The organism is Limibacillus halophilus, assembly GCF_014191775.1.
GTDB lineage: Bacteria > Pseudomonadota > Alphaproteobacteria > Kiloniellales > CECT-8803 > Limibacillus > Limibacillus halophilus.
This window is the reverse complement of sequence record NZ_JACHXA010000010.1, coordinates 98,446-116,594: the sequence shown is the minus strand read 5'-3', so window position 1 is coordinate 116,594 and position 18,149 is coordinate 98,446. Positions and strand designations below refer to the sequence as shown.

Annotated in this window: 13 protein-coding genes; 8 read left to right on the top strand and 5 right to left on the bottom strand. The window is 59.6% G+C overall.

Annotated features, from left to right (window positions below; all coding sequences use genetic code 11):
• Positions 1 to 40: 40 nt before the first annotated feature.
• From FHR98_RS15310 to FHR98_RS15300, 3 genes are all read right to left on the bottom strand, one after another.
• Positions 41 to 403, bottom strand: a complete 363-nt coding sequence (locus FHR98_RS15310) for a TfoX/Sxy family protein (protein WP_221205927.1) — start codon at positions 401 to 403, stop codon at positions 41 to 43.
• An 84-nt stretch (positions 404 to 487) separates the two neighbouring features.
• Complete coding sequence (locus FHR98_RS15305; RefSeq protein ID WP_183417602.1) at positions 488 to 2,308, bottom strand: ABC-F family ATP-binding cassette domain-containing protein; 1,821 nt, start codon at positions 2,306 to 2,308, stop codon at positions 488 to 490.
• A gap of 43 nt (positions 2,309 to 2,351) precedes the next feature.
• Positions 2,352 to 3,773 carry a multicopper oxidase family protein gene (locus FHR98_RS15300; RefSeq protein ID WP_183417601.1) on the bottom strand — a complete coding sequence of 474 codons (1,422 nt, stop codon included), beginning with the start codon at positions 3,771 to 3,773 and terminating at the stop codon, positions 2,352 to 2,354.
• Positions 3,774 to 3,962: 189 nt separating this feature from the next.
• On the opposite strand from FHR98_RS15300, the gene FHR98_RS15295 reads away from it, so the two are divergent.
• Both FHR98_RS15295 and cydB read left to right on the top strand, forming a co-directional pair.
• Positions 3,963 to 5,393, top strand: coding sequence for a cytochrome ubiquinol oxidase subunit I (locus tag FHR98_RS15295; RefSeq protein ID WP_246377914.1), 1,431 nt, complete (start codon positions 3,963 to 3,965; stop codon positions 5,391 to 5,393).
• Between the two features lie 13 nt (positions 5,394 to 5,406).
• Positions 5,407 to 6,411, top strand: a complete 1,005-nt coding sequence (gene cydB, locus FHR98_RS15290; protein ID WP_183417600.1) for a cytochrome d ubiquinol oxidase subunit II — start codon at positions 5,407 to 5,409, stop codon at positions 6,409 to 6,411.
• 141 nt (positions 6,412 to 6,552) lie between these two features.
• Here cydB and nrtS read toward each other — a convergent pair whose 3' ends face one another.
• Complete coding sequence (gene nrtS / locus FHR98_RS15280; RefSeq protein WP_183417599.1) at positions 6,553 to 6,783, bottom strand: nitrate/nitrite transporter NrtS; 231 nt, start codon at positions 6,781 to 6,783, stop codon at positions 6,553 to 6,555.
• Positions 6,784 to 6,887: 104 nt separating this feature from the next.
• Between nrtS and FHR98_RS15275 the strand changes: the two genes are divergently transcribed.
• The gene (locus FHR98_RS15275; RefSeq protein WP_183417598.1) at positions 6,888 to 8,558 is read left to right on the top strand and encodes a glucosyltransferase domain-containing protein; all 1,671 of its coding nucleotides are present in this window, start codon (positions 6,888 to 6,890) and stop codon (positions 8,556 to 8,558) included.
• On the opposite strand, the gene FHR98_RS15270 is transcribed toward FHR98_RS15275, so the two are convergent.
• Positions 8,555 to 9,766, bottom strand: coding sequence for a TauD/TfdA family dioxygenase (locus FHR98_RS15270; RefSeq protein ID WP_183417597.1), 1,212 nt, complete (start codon positions 9,764 to 9,766; stop codon positions 8,555 to 8,557). The two genes, FHR98_RS15275 and FHR98_RS15270, sit on opposite strands and share 4 nt — an antisense overlap.
• Before the next feature lie 123 nt (positions 9,767 to 9,889).
• Between FHR98_RS15270 and FHR98_RS15265 the strand changes: the two genes are divergently transcribed.
• The 5 genes from FHR98_RS15265 (at position 9,890) to FHR98_RS15245 (ending at position 18,016) form a co-directional block, all read left to right on the top strand.
• Entirely contained in the window at positions 9,890 to 10,798 is a 909-nt protein-coding gene (locus FHR98_RS15265) for a LysR substrate-binding domain-containing protein (protein ID WP_183417596.1), read from the top strand.
• An 86-nt stretch (positions 10,799 to 10,884) separates the two neighbouring features.
• Positions 10,885 to 11,460, top strand: a complete 576-nt coding sequence (locus FHR98_RS15260; RefSeq protein ID WP_183417595.1) for a helix-turn-helix domain-containing protein — start codon at positions 10,885 to 10,887, stop codon at positions 11,458 to 11,460.
• A 23-nt stretch (positions 11,461 to 11,483) separates the two neighbouring features.
• Positions 11,484 to 13,922 carry a GcvT family protein gene (locus FHR98_RS15255; protein WP_183417594.1) on the top strand — a complete coding sequence of 813 codons (2,439 nt, stop codon included), beginning with the start codon at positions 11,484 to 11,486 and terminating at the stop codon, positions 13,920 to 13,922.
• A gap of 12 nt (positions 13,923 to 13,934) precedes the next feature.
• On the top strand, positions 13,935 to 16,406 hold the full coding sequence (locus tag FHR98_RS15250) for a GcvT family protein (RefSeq protein ID WP_183417593.1): 2,472 nt from the start codon (positions 13,935 to 13,937) through the stop codon (positions 16,404 to 16,406).
• Between the two features lie 41 nt (positions 16,407 to 16,447).
• Positions 16,448 to 18,016: a trimethylamine methyltransferase family protein gene (locus tag FHR98_RS15245; protein WP_183417592.1), complete on the top strand. Its 1,569-nt coding sequence runs from the start codon at positions 16,448 to 16,450 to the stop codon at positions 18,014 to 18,016.
• Positions 18,017 to 18,149: the final 133 nt, after the last annotated feature.

Genomic DNA, 18,149 nt, shown 5'->3' with positions numbered 1-18,149 from the left:
TGCGCAGTTGCCAAAAGCGCCTTGGTTGCCGGATTTCTTGCTAGGAACGGCTCCTGGATTTCTTGGAGCGCCGGGCTGCGGCCAAGGCGCTTTCGGCCCAGGCCGTGAAACGGTCGAAATCCTTCATGACCGTCGCTGGCGGACTCCAATAGGACATGGCGACGGCCTTGCCTTTGGCGTTATAGGTGAATTGCTTGGCCTTTGCCTGTCGGAAGGTTGCTTCGTTTTCAGCGTCGGCTTTCAGATAGAGGTCGCCGTCCGCAACCAGAGCGAACATGATACCGTCGAGAAAAATGCCCCAACCGCCGAACATCCGCCGCGGCGCCACGGGACCCAATGGCATCAGCATGGCCTGATAGCTGGCAATGTATGGCGGTTCTTTGCGGCGCGTATCGTTCATCATTGGCAGCATAGTGTGGGTGCCGGAATATGAAAGCCTGAATGGCGCCCCCGCGATCGGCAATCTACCTGCAAAGCAGGACCGGCCTCAGGACTCTTCGATTTCCTGCCGCAGAATTTCAAGCTCCAGCCAGCGTTCCTCGGCCTGCTCGAGAGCGCCGCGTTTTGCTTCCAGTGCTTTTGCGATTTTCTCGAAAGCTTCCGGGTCGCGCTGAAACAGCTGAGGATCGGCAAGTTTTTTCTCGAGTGCCGCACTTTCAGCCAGCAGGTTTTCAATGTTGCCGGGCAGGGTTTCAAGCGCGTGCTTTTCCTTGAAGGATAATTTCCGCTTTGCGGTCAGGCGCGCTTTGGGTGTCGCTTCCGGCGCTTCCTTTGCGGGTTTGGCCGCTGTTGCCACCAAACCTAGGCGTCCCGGAAGCGCTGTACCGCGCTGGTTCAGCATATCCGAATAGCCACCGGCGTACTCGGTCCATAACCCTTTGCCTTCGGCAGCTATGACGGAGGTGGCGACACGGTCCAGGAAGTCGCGATCATGACTGACCAGGATAACCGTACCCTCGTAGTCGGCCAGAAGCTCTTGCAGCAGATCCAACGTTTCCAAATCCAAGTCGTTGGTCGGTTCGTCAAGCACCAGAAGATTGGCCGGCTGGGCGAAAGCGCGGGCGAGCATCAACCGTCCGCGTTCGCCGCCCGACAGACGCGATATAGGGGTGCGTGCCTGCTCCGGCGAAAAGAGAAAATCTTTCATGTAGCTCATGACATGCCGTGATTGGCCGCCGACCCACACGCTATCGCCGCGACCACCAGTCAACGCCTCGGTCAGGGTCCAGTTCGGGTCCAGGCTTTCCCGTTTTTGGTCAAGCGTCACCATTTGCAGGGTCACGCCCAGTTTCACGCGGCCGGCGTCCGGCACCAGGGAGCCGGTCAAGAGGCGGAGCAGTGTGGTTTTCCCCGCACCGTTCGGCCCGACGATTCCGATCCGGTCGCCGCGCAGAATCCGGGTTGAGAAGTTTTCGATAAGAGGGCGCTTACTATAGGCCTTCGACAGGCCTTCGGCTTCGATCACCAGCTTGCTGGATCCACCCGCCTTCTCCAGGGTAACCCGCATTTTGCCGGGTGCCTTGCGCTGCTCCCTGCGTTGCCGCCGCAGATCTTGCAGGGCGCGCAGGCGGCCTTGATTGCGCTTACGTCTTGCGGTCACGCCGTAACGCAGCCAATCGGCCTCGGCGACCAGTTTTCGATCCAGCTTGTGCCGCTCCGCCGCTTCTTGCTCAAGCACGTCGTCGCGCCAGGACTCAAAGTCGCCAAAACCCTTATTCAGCAACCGCGCTTGGCCTCTGTCTATCCAAACAGTGCTGCGCGACAACGCTTCGAGGAAACGTCGGTCGTGGCTGATCAGCACGAGCGCCGAGCTGCTGCTCTGCAGCTCGCTTTCCAACCACTCGATGGTTGGCAAATCCAGATGATTTGTCGGCTCGTCGAGCAGCAGAATATCGGGCGCCGGCGCCAGCACCTTTGCAAGGGCCGCACGGCGTGCTTCCCCGCCGGAAAGCGTCGCGGGGTCTTCGTCTCCGGTGAGCCCAAGGTGTTCCAGCAAGTAGCGCGCCCGGTAAGGGTCGGCGACCTCGTCGAGTCCGTCTTCCACGTAGGCCAGGGTCGTCTTGAAGCCTGATAACTCCGGCTCTTGAGGCAGGTACCGGAGTGTCACGCCTTTTTGCAGGACCCGGTCGCCGCGATCCGCTTCGATCATTCCGGCTGCGATCTTCAGCAAGGTCGACTTGCCGCTGCCGTTACGGCCAACCAGGCACAGCCGCTCACCCATACCGACGGTCAAGTCGGCACCCTCCAGCAGCGCCGGACCGCCGAAGCTTAGATGAATATTCTGCAGGGTGAGTAATGGAGCCGCCATGACGTGCGAAGGTGTAGAGTGCCGACGCCGCTGCCGCAAGGGGTCAAGTGCCGACCTCCAGCCAGGTTCCCATTCCGGCAGCGTGGTGTTCGAGCATGTGACAGTGGAACAGCCACTTGCCCGGGTTGTCCGCCACAAAGCCGATCTTGAGACGCTCGCCCGGGAACATCAGCACCGTATCCATCCAGTCCTGATGACGCGCTGGTTCGCGATCGATTTCCAGCACTTGGAAGTGATGGCCATGAAGATGCATCGCATGGGGAAAGCGCGTGTCGTTAAACATGTCGATTGCAACGCTCCGGCCTCGCTCGACACGCAGCAGCGGGTCGTGCATGTCGCTCATGTCGCCTGCAACCCCGTTGAATGTCCAAATCTTACCAAAGGACATTAACTCTCTTGGCGTCATTTCCTGTCCTTGGAACCGTCCGCTTTCCATTCTGCCCATAGCGCCGCCTTCCATCAGCAGACCCTGTTCGACCATGTTGGCATGATCCAAAGGCGGTCGTTGCGGCGCCTCGAGCGCACCTTCGGGACGGCCCGCGATGCGGTCGCGCCCTTCGGTTTGGTCATACTCGAAAACCGCGGCCTCAACGGGATCTCCACCGCTCACGGCGTTCAACACCAACCTGCTTCCGGGCTCGCCCGTCAGATCGACGATGAGGTCGGCGCGTTGACCCGGTGCCAGCTTGAGCGGCCCGTCCAACCGCCGCGGCGTGACGGGCTGTCCGTCCAGCGCAATCAAGGTCGATTCGGCGGGCGATAAGTCGAGGTCGAAAATGCGCGCATTCGCGGCGTTGAGGAGACGCAGCCGTAAGCGGTCGCCGGCGCTTACGTTGAACTTGGCGAGCGATTTCCCGTTGACGGTGAGCCAGTTGCCCATGCGCCCGGCATGCGACAAGTCCATCATCGAGCCGAACGAATCCTCGTGGATTTGCCCGTCGTCGGCTATGCGCCAATCGTCGATTGCCAAGGTCAGATCATGATCGACTGCCGGAGGGTTCTCTTCCTCAACCACCAACGTGCCGTAAAGGCCGCGCGCGACCTGTTCCCAGGAGCGGTTGTGGCTGTGATACCAATAGGTGCCGCTGTCCGGCACGACAAACTCATAATCGAAGGAGTCGCCGGGCTCGACCGCGGCCTGTGTCAATCCTGCGACGCCGTCCATGGCATTGGGGACACGCAGGCCGTGCCAGTGAATGCTCGTCGGCTGTTCCAGTCCGTTCTGCAGGCGGATTTTTGCGCGCTCGCCTTTGCGAAACCGCAAAGGGAGACCGGGGACCGTCCCCTCATAGGCCCAAACGGCGGTCATGGGGTCATCAGGCTTGCCGTCCAGCAGCATCGCCTCTGCGGGAGCCGCTCGCAGCCGTGTCCAACCGCCTTCGTCGCTTCGGGCAACGCCGGGCAACAACAGTCCGCCGGTGGTAAGCGCCGCAGTCTGTAAAAATTGCCGCCGGGTGATAGTCATAGTCACTCCCAGATCGCTAGATTGCGTGTTCCATCATATAGCGGTTTTCGGTTTGAGTATCGATAGTTGGCTGCTTGGCTGCGACAAAGCGGCCACTGGTAAGACGGCTTGTTGGCAATTAGATGGGCAGGTGATGCTCAACCGCCGAATGTCTGGTAATCTACACGAACCAAGAGGGAGGTTCCCAGTATGGACGGCTTGATGGACAGCTTGTTCGATCCCGTGATGTTGGCACGGATACAGTTCGCCTTCACGATTTCCTTTCACATCATATTCCCGGCGTTCACGATCGGTTTGGCAAGCTACCTGGCGGTTCTTGAAGGTCTCTGGTTGTGGAAAAAGGACAGCGTATTTCTGGACCTGTTTGATTTTTGGAAAAAGGTCTTCGCGATCGTGTTTGGAATGGGCGTCGTCTCCGGGATCGTGATGAGCTACGAGTTCGGTACCAACTGGAGCGTCTTCTCTGATAAAGCAGGTCCCGTTATTGGCCCGTTGATGGGGTATGAGGTTCTTTCCGCCTTTTTCTTGGAAGCGGGGTTCCTGGGTGTGATGCTCTTCGGGAAGGAACGTGTCGGGCCCGGATTACACTTTTTCGCCACTCTGATGGTTGCAGTCGGCACCCTGTTCTCGGCTTTCTGGATTCTCTCGGTCAATAGTTGGATGCAGACGCCGGCAGGATACGGGATGAACGATGTCGGGCAGTTCATCCCGGTTGATTGGTGGGCTGTGGTGTTCAATCCCTCCTTCCCCTATCGGCTGGTGCATATGGTTCTGGCCGCCTATCTGACGACCGCATTCGCCGTGGGGGCCGTGGGGGCGTGGCATCTTCTGCACGACAGGGATAATCGTCCCGCACTGATCATGTTCTCCATGGCCATGTGGATGGCGGCCTTGGTGGCGCCCTTGCAGATCGTCGCCGGCGACCTCCATGGTCTCAACACGTTGGAGCACCAACCAGCCAAGATAGCTGCGATGGAAGGCCATTACGAAACGCGACAAGGCGCACCCTTGATCTTGTTCGGCCTGCCGGACGACGAGGCCGAAGTCACGCGCTACGCGGTCGAGATTCCAAAACTCGGAAGTTACATCCTGACCCATGACTGGGACGGTGAATTGAAGGGCCTCAAGTCCTGGCCCAAGGAGGATCGGCCTCCGGCTGCGCTCGTATTCTGGAGCTTCCGGATCATGGTCGGCTTGGGCTTCGCGATGGTGCTGATTGGCTTCTGGAGCCTGATACACCGTCGCTGGGGCGGCGGCTTGGCCAATGCGCGGCTGCTGCTGCGGGCGAGCGTCCTAATGGGGCCGGCCGGTTTCGTGGCCATCCTCGCGGGCTGGATCACGACGGAAGTCGGGCGTCAGCCTTTCACCATTTATGGGTTGCTGCGTACGGCTGAGTCGGTTTCACCGCTGGAAGCGCCAGCGCTGCTGGGATCCTTGCTGTTGTTCTTCGTGGTTTATACGACGGTGTTCGGAGCCGGCATTTACTACGTCCTGAAAGTCATGGCCAAAGGGCCGAGCCGCGAGAGCGAAGACGAGATGCAGGTGCCGACACGGGCGGCAGGTATCATGCCAGGGGCGTGGCAGGCCTCTAAATCACACGGTCACCCGGGCCAAGGGTGAGGGAGGAAGCAAGATGGAAGTCGATCTCGCATTCATCTGGGCCGGACTGATTGCTTTTGCCGTTCTGGCCTACGTGATCCTGGATGGGTTTGATCTAGGCGTTGGTATTTTGTTTCCCTTCATCAAGGGCGAGGGCAGCCGAGACCTGATGATGAACAGTGTGGCGCCGGTGTGGGACGGGAATGAAACTTGGCTGGTACTGGGCGGCGGCGGGTTGCTGGCTGTTTTTCCCTTGGCCTACTCCGTGATTCTTCCTGCGCTCTACGCCCCGATCATTGCAATGCTGGCGGGGTTGATTTTCCGGGGCGTCGCGTTCGAGTTTCGCTGGCGTGCCTCAAAAAGCCGTTGGCTGTGGGATGCGGCCTTCTTCGGGGGCTCACTGTTGGCAACGCTCGCACAAGGCGTTGCCTTGGGCGCTCTGGTGCAGGGAATCGAGATCGAGGGCCGTGCTTATGCAGGGGGTTGGTGGGATTGGCTGACACCCTTCAGTATCTTGACTGGCATAGCGCTTGTGGTCGGTTACATCCTCTTGGGTTCAACTTGGCTGGTCATGAAAACCGAGGGCTTCGTTCGTTCTACAGCGCGGCGCTATGCCTATTGGTCGGCGTATGGAACGCTGGGCTTGATCGGGGCGGTCAGTCTTTGGACGCCATTCCTGAATCCGACTTATCTCGATCGCTGGTTCAGCGGACCCACGACGGCCTTCACGGTTATCGTGCCGTCTTTGGTCCTGGCTTCCGCATTCTTCCTTTTCCGTGGGCTACGCGAGGGCCAGGACGCCTTACCGTTCCTCTCGGCGCTTGCCTTTTTCATTCTATGCTTTGCGGGCATAGGGATTAGCTTCTATCCCTACATGGTGCCGCCAAGCCTGACGATCTGGCAGGCTGCGGCGCCTGACGACAGCCTGAGTTTCCTGCTGGTGGGATCGGTCGTGCTCTTGCCATTGATTCTGCTCTACAGCGGCTACAGTTACTGGGTCTTCCGCGGCAAAGTCGATCCGTCGGAAGGTTACCATTGAGGGGCACCAAATCCAGCTTGGTGAAGAAGCTGCTGTGGTTTGCCGCCTACTGGATTATCGGGGTGCTTGCGGTTGGTGCACTCGCCTATGGACTGCGCGCCGTCATCAACGCCTGAAATAATATCCTGACATCGTAAACAGTTAGGGTTTTTGCGCCATGAGGGCGCTATAGGCACCATAAGTCGTGACCAGGAAGGGCACGCAAAAGGTCAGGCAAAGCTTGATCCAGTCGATGGGCTGTGTGGTGAACAGACTGTCGCCCTGGTTGATAACATTCAGAAGCGATCCGACAATGAATGTGACGATCAGGGAGCGTCGCAGGATGGCGCCTGTGAGAACCTGTCCGAGAATTGATTTTGGTCTGTTCGGCATAGCGTTTTCTTGCCTAGCTTTCCTAGATCATGCCAAAACAAACGAAAGATCGGCAAGAATCAAGCGCCACAAAAGACGCTTGCATGCTGGGGGGCATAACAGTGGTGCAATCCGAATCAAGCAAGGTCGTGGCTAATAGCCAGCCCATTTGCGGGTGGAGCGAATATCTCATCGGTCACCACAGAGACGGCCTGTTGGTCGTCATTCTGCTCTGTCTGATCGCCTATGGCTTCGTCATGTTCAACATGACCCTGGCGGGAGATGACTGGTCCGCCGTCTGGAAAGAAGGCAACCAGTACGATGTCGTCGTGTCGCTCGGACGATGGCTGCAACGCTACATCTGGATGGTGTTCGCCGACAAACTCTTCGCGCCGGCCTTCACGTTGAGTTTTATGGTCGCATTGTGGCTGGTGGGCGGGTTGTTGGCGCTGCGTTTTCTGGTGGTGGATGATCGCTTCGCGGGGTTTGCTTTCCTGGGTTTGTTCGTCTTGACGCCTTTTTGGGCCGAGATGGTCAATTTCAAGAACAATCATCCCAACGCGGGCCTTGCAACCTTGCTGGCATTGGCGAGCGGTCTGCTCGCCTGGCGGATGGTGCAAGGTCAACCCCTAGGCCTGCTGAAAGCCCTGTCCCTGGGCCTAGCGTCAAGTTTATGCCTGGCGCTTTCGGCCTCCGGGTACCAGGCGATGGCGCCAATGGCGCCAATGATTTTTCTCCTTGGCTGGATGCGTGCGTTGCTGCGCAACGGTTTCGACGAGGTCGCACCAACTATCTTCGTCAAACGTTTGGCCCTTATGGTCGTGATCTTCGGGTGCGGGATATTCCTCTACGGTCTGTCCGTCTACGTGACGCAGACGGCCTACGGTCTCGGACAAATGGCCAAGGGCTATGCACTATCCGGGTCTTTGGTGAGTTCGACGGGCGAATTGCAAATGACCCTGGCGCGCTTCCTGGCCTATTTCGAGCAGTTTTTGTTCTTGCCACAACACTTAGTCCCCCAGTTCGCCAAGTGGCTCTTTCTCGGCCTGCTGGCGGTCTATCCCTTGGCGCTCATCCATCGCGGTTCGAAACAGAAACCGTTGAATGCGGTCTGGTACATCGGGGTCGGATTATTATTGGCCTGCGGATTTTTGGTTCTGCCTTGGCTGCTGGGGATCATGCGTACGCCCAACAGCTACCGCTACAACGGGATCGTGTCCTTAGCGCTGGCTTATGCGGGCTTCGCCTTGCTTGCGCTGGAAGGTGCGCCACGGCTGCTGACCGGGGGGCTGATTGGGGGGTTGATGAAGGGCCTTGCTCTGACGCTCATACTGATCTTCGTGTTTCAGCACAATGCGGCGAGTTTCGTCACCTACAACCTGAACCGCCGGGACTGGTCGATCGCCACGCGCATGATAGAGCGGATCGAAGCCATGAGCGACTTGGAGGCGGTTACGGAAAACGGTGCCAAACCCCTGATTGTTTACCCTGTCGGGCGCCTTCCGACTGCGAGTGAACGACCCTATGCAATGCCCGCCCACGCGGGACCCATGGACAGTAGCATCGTTGAATGCGGTGTTTTGAATTGCCACCCCACTCGCCTGTACAATCTGCTGCAACTCAGTGCATCCAACACGATCCGCTTTGACCGGCCTACCGGTCGGCTGCGAGACAAGGAAGTGCGCCGACTGTTCCGAGACCCTCTCTCGGCCATGCAACCCTGGCCACACCCGACCAGCATCAAGCTGTTACCGGAAGGAATACTGATCGTCCTGCTGGGGGACGATGGCCCTTAAAGCGCTGCGGCCTCACGGTCCGTCAATCGCAGGCAGCTTGTGACCCAGTCACGATCCAGGTAACAACCTTCCAGGTTACGGCGGCCGGCATTCGCGTCGTAGGCTTCCCGACCGTGCAGGACGCGGACATTGTCGAAGATCACCATCTCGCCGGGTGCCAGCCTCGGGCGCAGTTGATAGCGGCGATCCCGGATCAGGCTCCAGAGCTTTGCATAGGCACGGTACCAGGCCGCCATGCTCTCCACCGGTGCACAAGTTTGATTGCGCAGCCAGTTGTTGAAGCGTAAGCGCCGTATTCTTCCCTGGCGGTCCAGTTCGACGACCGGCGCTAGATGGCGCAGATCACAGGTTTCATCCTGGAAGCGAAACTCGACAGGAACTTCGGAGAGCAATGTGAAGGCTTCCGGGTCCTGGAGCCTCAGGGCCTCGGTTACGGTCATGGCGTTGACGAAAATGGAACGACCGCCGCCCGTGCTATTCTCGATGCAGAAAAGCGCCTGAAAATCCGGCGGGCAGGCCCAGTTAACCAGATCCGCGTGCGGTTCCAGGCCCAAGGACGTGTAAGCGCTTGAATTGGGCTTTGGCTTCGAAAACACCTCGAACAGCGTGCCGAAGTTGGTCTCCTTGGGGTTTTGAACACGGTTGACGATTTCGAATAGTCGTCCCGATTCCGCCGGGGCTTCCGTAACGATGGCTATGCCGGTCTCCAGCAAACCCTTTAGCCAACGGGCAAGCCCTTCCGAACCCATCATCACCTCGGCGAAAGGAAACCTTGGTATCTCCATGTCGGCAGCCCACTCGACCGGTGGCTGGTCGCGTTCGGCCAAGGCCCAGGCATCGTAAGCCTTGGCCCGGAGCCAGCCAGCATCGAAGCTTGAGGTGTGTCCGTCGGCAAAGGTCGCTTCGAGGTGCCCGCCGGGCAGGATCGTCGCGGCCCTCAAGCTTGGCTGTTCAGCGTCCAGAAGCAAAAAGGTCCGCTCCTGGGTCGCGGGGTGGCGGCAGGTAGCGCAGGCGCAGTTATCGCGCAGCCAGACAGCGTGGAACTGGCTTTCCCGGTGGTCATCCCACAGCGCTTTGACGGCATCGTCGGTGGCCTCAAGGCCAACTAGCCTCGAAACCAATGGATAGGGCGCGGGGTCGGCCATGTCCGGGCGCGGAGCGTTGCGCGCTTGGAGGCTCGAACCGGCTTGGCTTGCTGGGGCGATCATCGTTTCCGAGGTCCTTGTGGGTTGGGGCGCAAAGCTAGCCATGAAGATGCGGTGCTTGGCCTGGCGCAAGCAAATGACTAATCTTTGGCCTAAGAATAAGTTAAACTAAGGCTAGGCTTTGTCATGAGTATTACCTTACCCCCCTTGATCTGGTTACGGGCCTTCGACGCGGCCGCGCGCAATGGCAGCTTTGTCGGTGCGGCGCAGGAGCTGGGCGTGACACCTTCTGCAGTCAGTCAACAGGTGCGCTTGCTTGAGGAGCGCTTGGGACGGCCGCTTTTCAAGCGGCTGCCGCGCGGTATCAATCTGACCGAGGCGGGCGAGGCCTATAGGCCGGTCGTCCAGCAGGCCTTCGAGAGCTTGCTACGCGGTACGGACGCGCTCTTCGGTCGGCGGGAAAAAGAGGGCGTGCAGTTGCGCGCTACGGCGTCTTTTCAAGCCCACTGGTTGCTGCCAAGGATTACGAGTTTCTTGGATCGGCATCCGGCCGTGCCGCTCCGCATTCTGACCACCTTATGGGCCTCTGACTTTGATCAGGCCGCTATCGATCTTGAGATTCGCTATGGCGACGGCCGATGGCCCGGTAACGAGGTGTTTCGCCTCACCGAGGACTATCTTGAGCCTTTTGCGAACCCGGCTTTGGCAATGGCGGCCAAAGAACGGGACAAAGGCGAATGGCTATCCCAGCAACGGCTCATTGAAGTTATCGGATACCGGGAGGGTTGGCAGGAGTGGTCGGCAGCCCAATCCAAGATTGAGCTCTCTTCGGCGAATGCGGCGCCGGCTGTATTGGAAGTCGATACCGTGGCTACCGCTTTCGCATTGTGCGAGGCGGGGCAGGGTGTTGCTCTGCTACGGCGCTGGATGGCCGCGGCGGCCGTCCAGTCCGGCCGCCTGGAAGCTTTGGGCATTGGAAAGGCAATCCTGGCCAGCGATTCCTTTTATCTGCTTGTTCCTCAAGGTCGGCGACTCTCGGCTTCGGCGCGGATACTGCGCGATTGGATCCTGGAGGAGACCGCCGGGCATGCGTAGTCGCATCAGTATGGTGAAAATTCTTGCATCGACAGAAATTTTCATGAAAAAATCTAAAAAAATTTCATGTGGCAGGGAGCCGCGCTTTGGACAAAGCGACCTTCGAGGCGGAAAAGGGTGGCGTCGGCGCGGATTTGCGCGCCTTGCGGCGGGCCCGCGGCCTCACGCTCCAGGATATTGCCTCAAAGCTAGGGCGCTCGGTTGGCTGGGTTAGCCAGGTCGAACGGGGCTTGTCGGAACCTTCGATCGCCGACCTCCGGCACATTGCGGCCCTTTTTGGACTACCGCTCGGTTTCTTTTTCCAGAACGACGCGGCGCCGCAGGAAGAACGCGGTTACATCGTGCGCGCCCAGTCGCGCCGTGTTCTGGGCGACCGCAAGGATGGGTTGCTAGAGGAATTGCTGTCGCCTGACCTGGGGGGCAGCTTCGAGATTTTCCGGAGCGTGTTCGAACCTGGATCCGCATTGCCGGAACCGGCGCTGCGTCCCACCGAGGAAGCCGGCTATTTGGTTGCTGGCCGGCTCGATTTGTGGATCGGCGAACGCTCATTCCACCTCAATCCCGGCGACAGTTTCCGATTCAAGGGGGAAACGCATCGCTGGGCAAATCCCCATGATGAACCGGCGGTGGTGATCTGGGTGATCGCTCCGCCGGTGTACTGATCAAAGAAGAGGAAAAAGCGACCATGGCCCAACTTCCATCCCATGCCCGTGTCGTGATCATCGGTGGCGGTGTCGTTGGCTGCTCCAGCCTATACCACATAGCCAAGATGGGTTGGAGTGACTGCGTGCTGCTGGAGAAGAACGAGTTGACCTCCGGTTCGACCTGGCACGCTGCCGGCAACTGTCCAAGCTTCTCCGGTTCCTGGTCTATCATGAAGATGCAGCGCTATTCGACCGCGCTCTACACCCGTCTCGCCGACGAGGTGGACTATCCGATGAACTACCACAATACAGGTTCGATCCGGCTGGCCCACAGCAAGGACCGCATGGAGGAGTTTCAACACGTGGTCGGCATGGCGCGCCACCAGGGCATCGACTTCGATATGATGACGACCGAAGAGATGCGCGCCGCCCACCCTTTTCTTGAAACCCACGATATTCTCGGTGGCGTCTGGGATCCCACCGATGGCGATATCGACCCGGCCCAGCTTACCCAGGCCTTTGCTAAGGGCGCGCGCGATCTGGGTGCCAAGATTATCCGCTTTGCGCCGGTTACGGATGTGCGCCGCCTCGCTTCGGGCGAGTGGGAAGTGATCACGGCGCAGGGCAGCATTCGCTGCGAGAAGGTTGTGAACGCAGCAGGTTACAGGGCCGCAGAGGTCGGTCGTTTCTTTGGGCGCGACGTTCCCAGCGTCGCGATGGCGCATCAGTATCTTGTCACAGAGTCGGTGCCGGAACTGGCTGCGCTCAATGGGAAAGTGCCATTGCTGCGCGATCCCGATATTTCCTATTACCTGCGTCAGGAACGCGACGGCTTGATCCTGGGTCCCTACGAGTGGCAAGCGACGCCGCATTGGGTCAACGAGAACGATCCGATGCCCGAGGATTTTTCCTTCCAGCTTTATCCGGACGACTTGGAGCGATTGGAATTCTATATCGAGGATGCCTGCCGCCGCGTGCCGATCCTGGGCAAGGCAGGCATACAGAAAGTCATCAACGGCCCGATACCTTACACACCGGACGGCAATCCGCTGGTCGGACCCATGCCCGGCGTGCCCAACGCCTTCGAAGCTTGCGTCTTCTCCTTTGGCATCACTCAGGGCGGTGGCGCGGGCAAGGTCCTGGCGGAGTGGGTCGTCGAGGGCGAGACCGAATGGGATATGTGGTCGATCGACCCAAGACGGTTCACCGGCTACGTTACCAAAGAATATACCCGCGCCAAGGCCGTAGAGCTTTATCAACGTGAATATGCCATCGGTTATCCCAACGAGGAACGGCCCGCGGGACGCCCCGCCAAGACCTCACCCCTCTATGAAACGCTCCGGGCCAAGGGTGCCGTCTTCGGTGCGCGGGCCGGATGGGAACGCGCCTGCTGGTTCCCGAGAGCCGGTAAGGACGAAGCCGAAAACCAACTCTCCTTTCACCGGACTAATTGGTTCGATGCCGTCGGCGAGGAATGCAAGGCCGTGCAGGAGGCGGTTGGCATTCTCGATCTCCCTGGCTTTGCACGCTTCGAGGTTTCCGGCGACGGTGCCGCCGCTTGGCTGGAAGATCTGATCACCGGCGCGTTGCCCAAACCCGGGCGGATCGGGCTGGTCTACTTTGCAACCAAATCCGGTCGCATCCTGACCGAAATGACGGTAACGCGTTTTGCCGAGGATCACTTCTGGCTGATGACGGCGTCAGGGGCTGAATGGCATGACCGGGACTGGCTGCTGGCGCACTTGCCGGCTGATTCCGGTATCAAGATCGATAACGTGACGGCGGCTTGGGGCACTCTGGTTTTGACGGGTCCCAAGAGCCGCGCCGTGCTGACCCAGGTTTGCGAGAACGACCTTTCCAGCGAGAACTTCCCTTGGTTAAGCCACCAGCCGATCGTGATCGGGATGGCTCGTGGGCGCGCGATCCGGGTCAGTTACGCCGGCGAGTTGGGCTGGGAAATTCACCTGCCGAACGAGTACATGGTCGGCGTTTACCAAGCGCTCTGGACGGCAGGTGAGGCCGAAGGCATCCGTGACTTTGGCATCTATGCTCTGAACGCAATGCGATTGGAGAAGTGTTACCGATCCTGGAAGGAAGACCTTTCCACGGACTTCTCTCCGCTGGCGGGTGCGCTGGACCGTTTCGTCAAGCTCGACAAGGCAGCGTTCGTCGGGCGCGACGCCCTGCTCCAGGAAAAGCAGAAGGGGCCAAGCGAGCGTTTCGTGCCGCTGATCGTCGATGCTGGGACTGCGGATGCGCCCTATCTGGCGACGATCTGGAAGGATGGCGAGCGGGTCGGGCTCGTTACTTCGGGCGGCTACGGGCACCGTATCGGCAAGTCGATTGCGCTTTCCTATGTGCGCCGTGATTTGGCGGTCGAAGGCACCGCCCTGGAAGTCGATATTTTTGGCGAGCGTTTTTCAGCCGTGGTCGGGAGCGAACCGCTCTACGACCCGAGCAATAGTCGATTGAAGAGTTAGGAGAGATTTCGAATGAACGATTTTCCCGGGTCAGCGCGAGCGGTCATTATCGGTGGCGGCGTGATTGGCTGTTCCGTTGCCTATCACCTGGCCAAGCTCGGTTGGCGGGACGTCATACTGTTGGAACGCAAACAACTCACCAGTGGGACCACCTGGCACGCGGCGGGGCTGATCGGGCAGCTTCGCGCATCCTACAACATGACCCAGCTAGCCAAGTATACCGCCGAATTGTATGCCACCTTGGAAGAGGAAACAGAGGTTGCGACCGGGCTTCGCCAGCGCGGCTCGCTAGCCCTGGCTTTGAGCGATGATCGTTTCGAGGAGCTAAAGCGCGGCGCATCAATGGCGGCGACCTTTGGTTTGCGGGCGGACGTCCTGTCACCGGAGCAATGTCTTGAAAAGCACCCATACATAAATCTCGATGGGGTGAAGGGCGGTGTCTTCCTGCCGACCGACGGGCAGGGCGATCCGGCCAACATCGCGCTGGCACTGGCCAAGGGTGCGCGCAACCGGGGGGTCAGGATTTTCGAGAATACCAAAGTGACCGCCATCCACCAGGAGGCCGGGCGCGTTACCGGCGTTTCGACCGACAAGGGCGAGGTCCGTGCTGAGTATGTCGTGAACTGCGCCGGCATGTGGGGCCGCGAAGTTGGCCGCATGGCGGGGGTGAATGTGCCGTTGCAGGCGTGCGAGCACTTCTACATCGTCACCGAACCGGTGCCCGGCCTGCCATCGACATTGCCGGTTCTGCGGGTCCCGGACGAATGCGCCTATTACAAAGAAGACGCGGGCAAGATTTTGCTGGGTGCGTTCGAGCCTGTCTCAAAGCCTTGGGCGCTGGACGGCATCCCCGAAGATTTCTGCTTCGATCAGCTGCCCGAGGATTTCGAACACTTCGAGCCGATTCTCGAAAAGGCGGTGAACCGCTTTCCGGTTCTGGAATCGACCGGTATCCATACGTTCTTCAATGGCCCGGAAAGTTTCACGCCGGATGACCGCTATCTGTTGGGCGAAGCGCCGGAGTTGAATAATTTCTTCGTGGCGGCGGGGTTCAATTCCATCGGGATTCAATCGGCGGGCGGCGCGGGAAAAGCACTGGCCGAGTGGATGAATGCAGGCGAACCTCCCTTTGACCTCTGGGATGTCGATATCCGCCGAATGCAGCCCTTCCAGGGCAACAGGCGGTATCTCAAGGAGCGGGTCACGGAGACGCTGGGGTTGCTTTATGCCGATCACTATCCTTACCGCCAGTATGCCTCTGCGCGGGGCGTGCGCACCTCGCCCTTGCATGAGCGTTTAGCTGCGCGCGGCGCCTGTTTCGGCGAAGCAAGCGGCTGGGAGCGGGCCAACTGGTTCCTGCCGCCCGACGAGATCGAGAAGGGCCGCAAAGCCGAATACACTTACAGCTGGAAACGGCAAAACTGGTTTGCTTATGCCGCAGAGGAGCACAAGGCCGTCCGCAGCGCAGTTGGGCTGTTCGATATGTCTTCCTTTGGCAAGATACGGGTCGAAGGCCGCGACGCAGAGGCGGTTTTGCAGCGTCTTTCCGGCAACGACGTAGCGGTTGAGCCCGGCGGCATCGTTTATACGCAGTGGCTCAACCGGCATGGCGGTATTGAGGCGGACGTGACCATTACGCGCCTGGATGAAACCAGCTTCCTAGTGGTCACGCCGGGCGCGACATTGCAGCGCGATATGGCTTGGTTGAAGCGCAATATCCCGGACGAGGCGCATTGCGTGGCGGTCGATGTTACGGCGGGGGAGGCGGTAATCTGCGTTATGGGTCCCAAGGCCAGGGACTTGTTGCAACCCCTGACACCGCAATCCCTTTCCAACGAAGATTTCCCATTTGGGACCATGCAGCAGATCGAGATCGGGCTCGGGATCGCACGCGCTCACCGAATTTCCTATGTCGGTGAGTTGGGGTGGGAGCTTTACGTCTCCAGTGAGATGGCCGGTCATGTGTTCGACAGCATAGCTCAGGCAGGGCCGTCGCAAGGACTTCGGCTCTGCGGTCTCCATGTGCTGGACTCCTGCCGTATCGAAAAGGCTTTCCGTCACTTCGGCCACGACATAACCGACGAGGATCATGTGCTGGAAGCGGGCCTGGGATTCGCGGTCAAAACAGACAAGCCGACGTCCTGCTTCGGCGACTTCCTAGGGCGTGAGGCGGTGCTTGCGAAAAAGCAGACAGGGGTTGGCCGCCGGATGCTGCAGTTCAAGCTAACCGACCCCGAGCCCTTGCTATTCCATAACGAGCCGATCCTGCGTGACGGCAAGATCGTAGGCCGCTTGACCTCCGGCAACTATGGGCACTGGCTGGGTGGGGCCATCGGGCTGGGCTATGTGCCTTGTGTGGAGGGCGAAAGTGCAGCCGATCAACTGGCCTCGCACTACGAGATCGAGGTCGCCGGCGTTCGGTACCCGGCTGAAGCCTCGCTCAAACCACTCTACGATCCCAAGGCGGATCGTACCCGACTATGAACAGGAAGCATTGAAAACCTCAGCAAGAAGGAAATCGGGCCATGACGGAAGAAACAGCAGTCCGCGAAGGCCGAAGGAAAGGTGGTCGAGAGGCCCGGAGGGCGGCACGCGCTGCACCTCTTCCCGACGATTTGAAGCCGATCCGAGCCGGGCTCGAAGGCGGTGTGTATCGCCCGCTGTCCGATGACCAGGTACGGCGCGTCCATGAGGCGGCCCTGGATGCGTTGGAGCAGATCGGTCTAGCCGATGCAATTCCCTCTTGTATCGAGTACTGCACCGCCGCGGGTGCGATTCTGGGTGACGACGGGCGGTTGAGATTTCCCAGAGCCATGGTTGAGGACATGGTTGCGAAGGCATGGCGCAATAGACCGCTGTACGGTCGCGACCCGCTGTACGACCTCCATCCGCAGGGCAAGAAAGTGCATTTCGGAACCGCAGGTGCGGCGACGATGATGGTGGATGTCGAGCAGCGTATCTACCGCAACGCCACGGTTCAGGACCTTTATGATGCCGCGCGGTTGGTCCAGCAGCTGGACAACATCCACTTCTTTCAGCGCCCGCTCACGCCCTGCGACGTGAATACCCTGGAAGAGCTGGACATCAACACGCTTTATGCCTCCATCGCCGGAACCACCAAGCACGTCGGTTGCAGCTTCACGCTGGGCGAGAACATGCCCAAGGTGTTCGACCTTCTGCATGCGGTTGCCGGCGGCGAAGCGGCTTGGAGAGACCGGCCTTTCGTATCCAACTCGAACTGCTTTGTCGTTCCGCCGATGAAGTTTGCCGAGGATGCTTGCCGCGTTCTCGAAGCTTGTGTTCACGGCGGCATGCCCGTTCTGTTGCTGTCGGCAGGCCAAGCGGGTGCGACGGCGCCGCCTGCCCTGGCCGGCGCGGTAATGCAGGCCACCGCGGAAGTCCTGGCTGGCATTTGCTACGTCAATGCGATTCAGCCCGGGGCTCCGGCGATTTTCGGAACCTGGCCTTTCGTATCCGACTTGCGAACTGGCGCGATGTCCGGTGGCTCGGGCGAGCAGGCATTATTGTCAGCCGCCTGTGCGCAGATGGCGCAGTTCTATGATTTGCCGGGCGGGGCGGCGGCGGGCATGGCCGATTCGAAGCTTCCCGACCTTCAGGCGGGCTATGAAAAGGCGATCTCGAACGTGATGGCCGGGCTGGCCGGGCTCAATATGGTTTATGAGTCGGCGGGCATGCACGCATCGCTTCTCGGTTTCTGCCTGGAGAGTTTGTTGTTGGATAATGACATGCTGGGACAGTGCCTGCGTTGCGTGCGTGGAATCGAGGTGACCGAGGATTCCCTGTCGCTTGAAGTGATGCGGCAGGTCTGCACCGAAGGGCCGGGTCATTACCTGGGGCATTCCTCGACGCTGGAGTTGATGCAGCGAGATTACGTCTATCCGGAGCTCGGCGATCGCACCAGCCCCAAGGAATGGGTGGAGAAAGGTCGTCCCGACGTGGTCGAGACCGCGACTGCAGTCAAGAAGGAGCGCCTTGCCAGCTTTTTCCCGCGGCATGTCTCCAGCGAACTGGATAAAGAGTTACGCCAGCGCTTGCCAATCCTATTGGCTCGGCAGGGGATGGGTTTGGACTAGCGGAGTGTTTTCTTCATGTGAACGCAGACGCCCCCCGTGATGGTGTCCTCGCGTCTGACCTATTTTTGCCTTGCCAGCGAGGATCACCATCGTGCTGTTTTGCTATCCCAGTGCCGCCGACTTTGGCACTGAG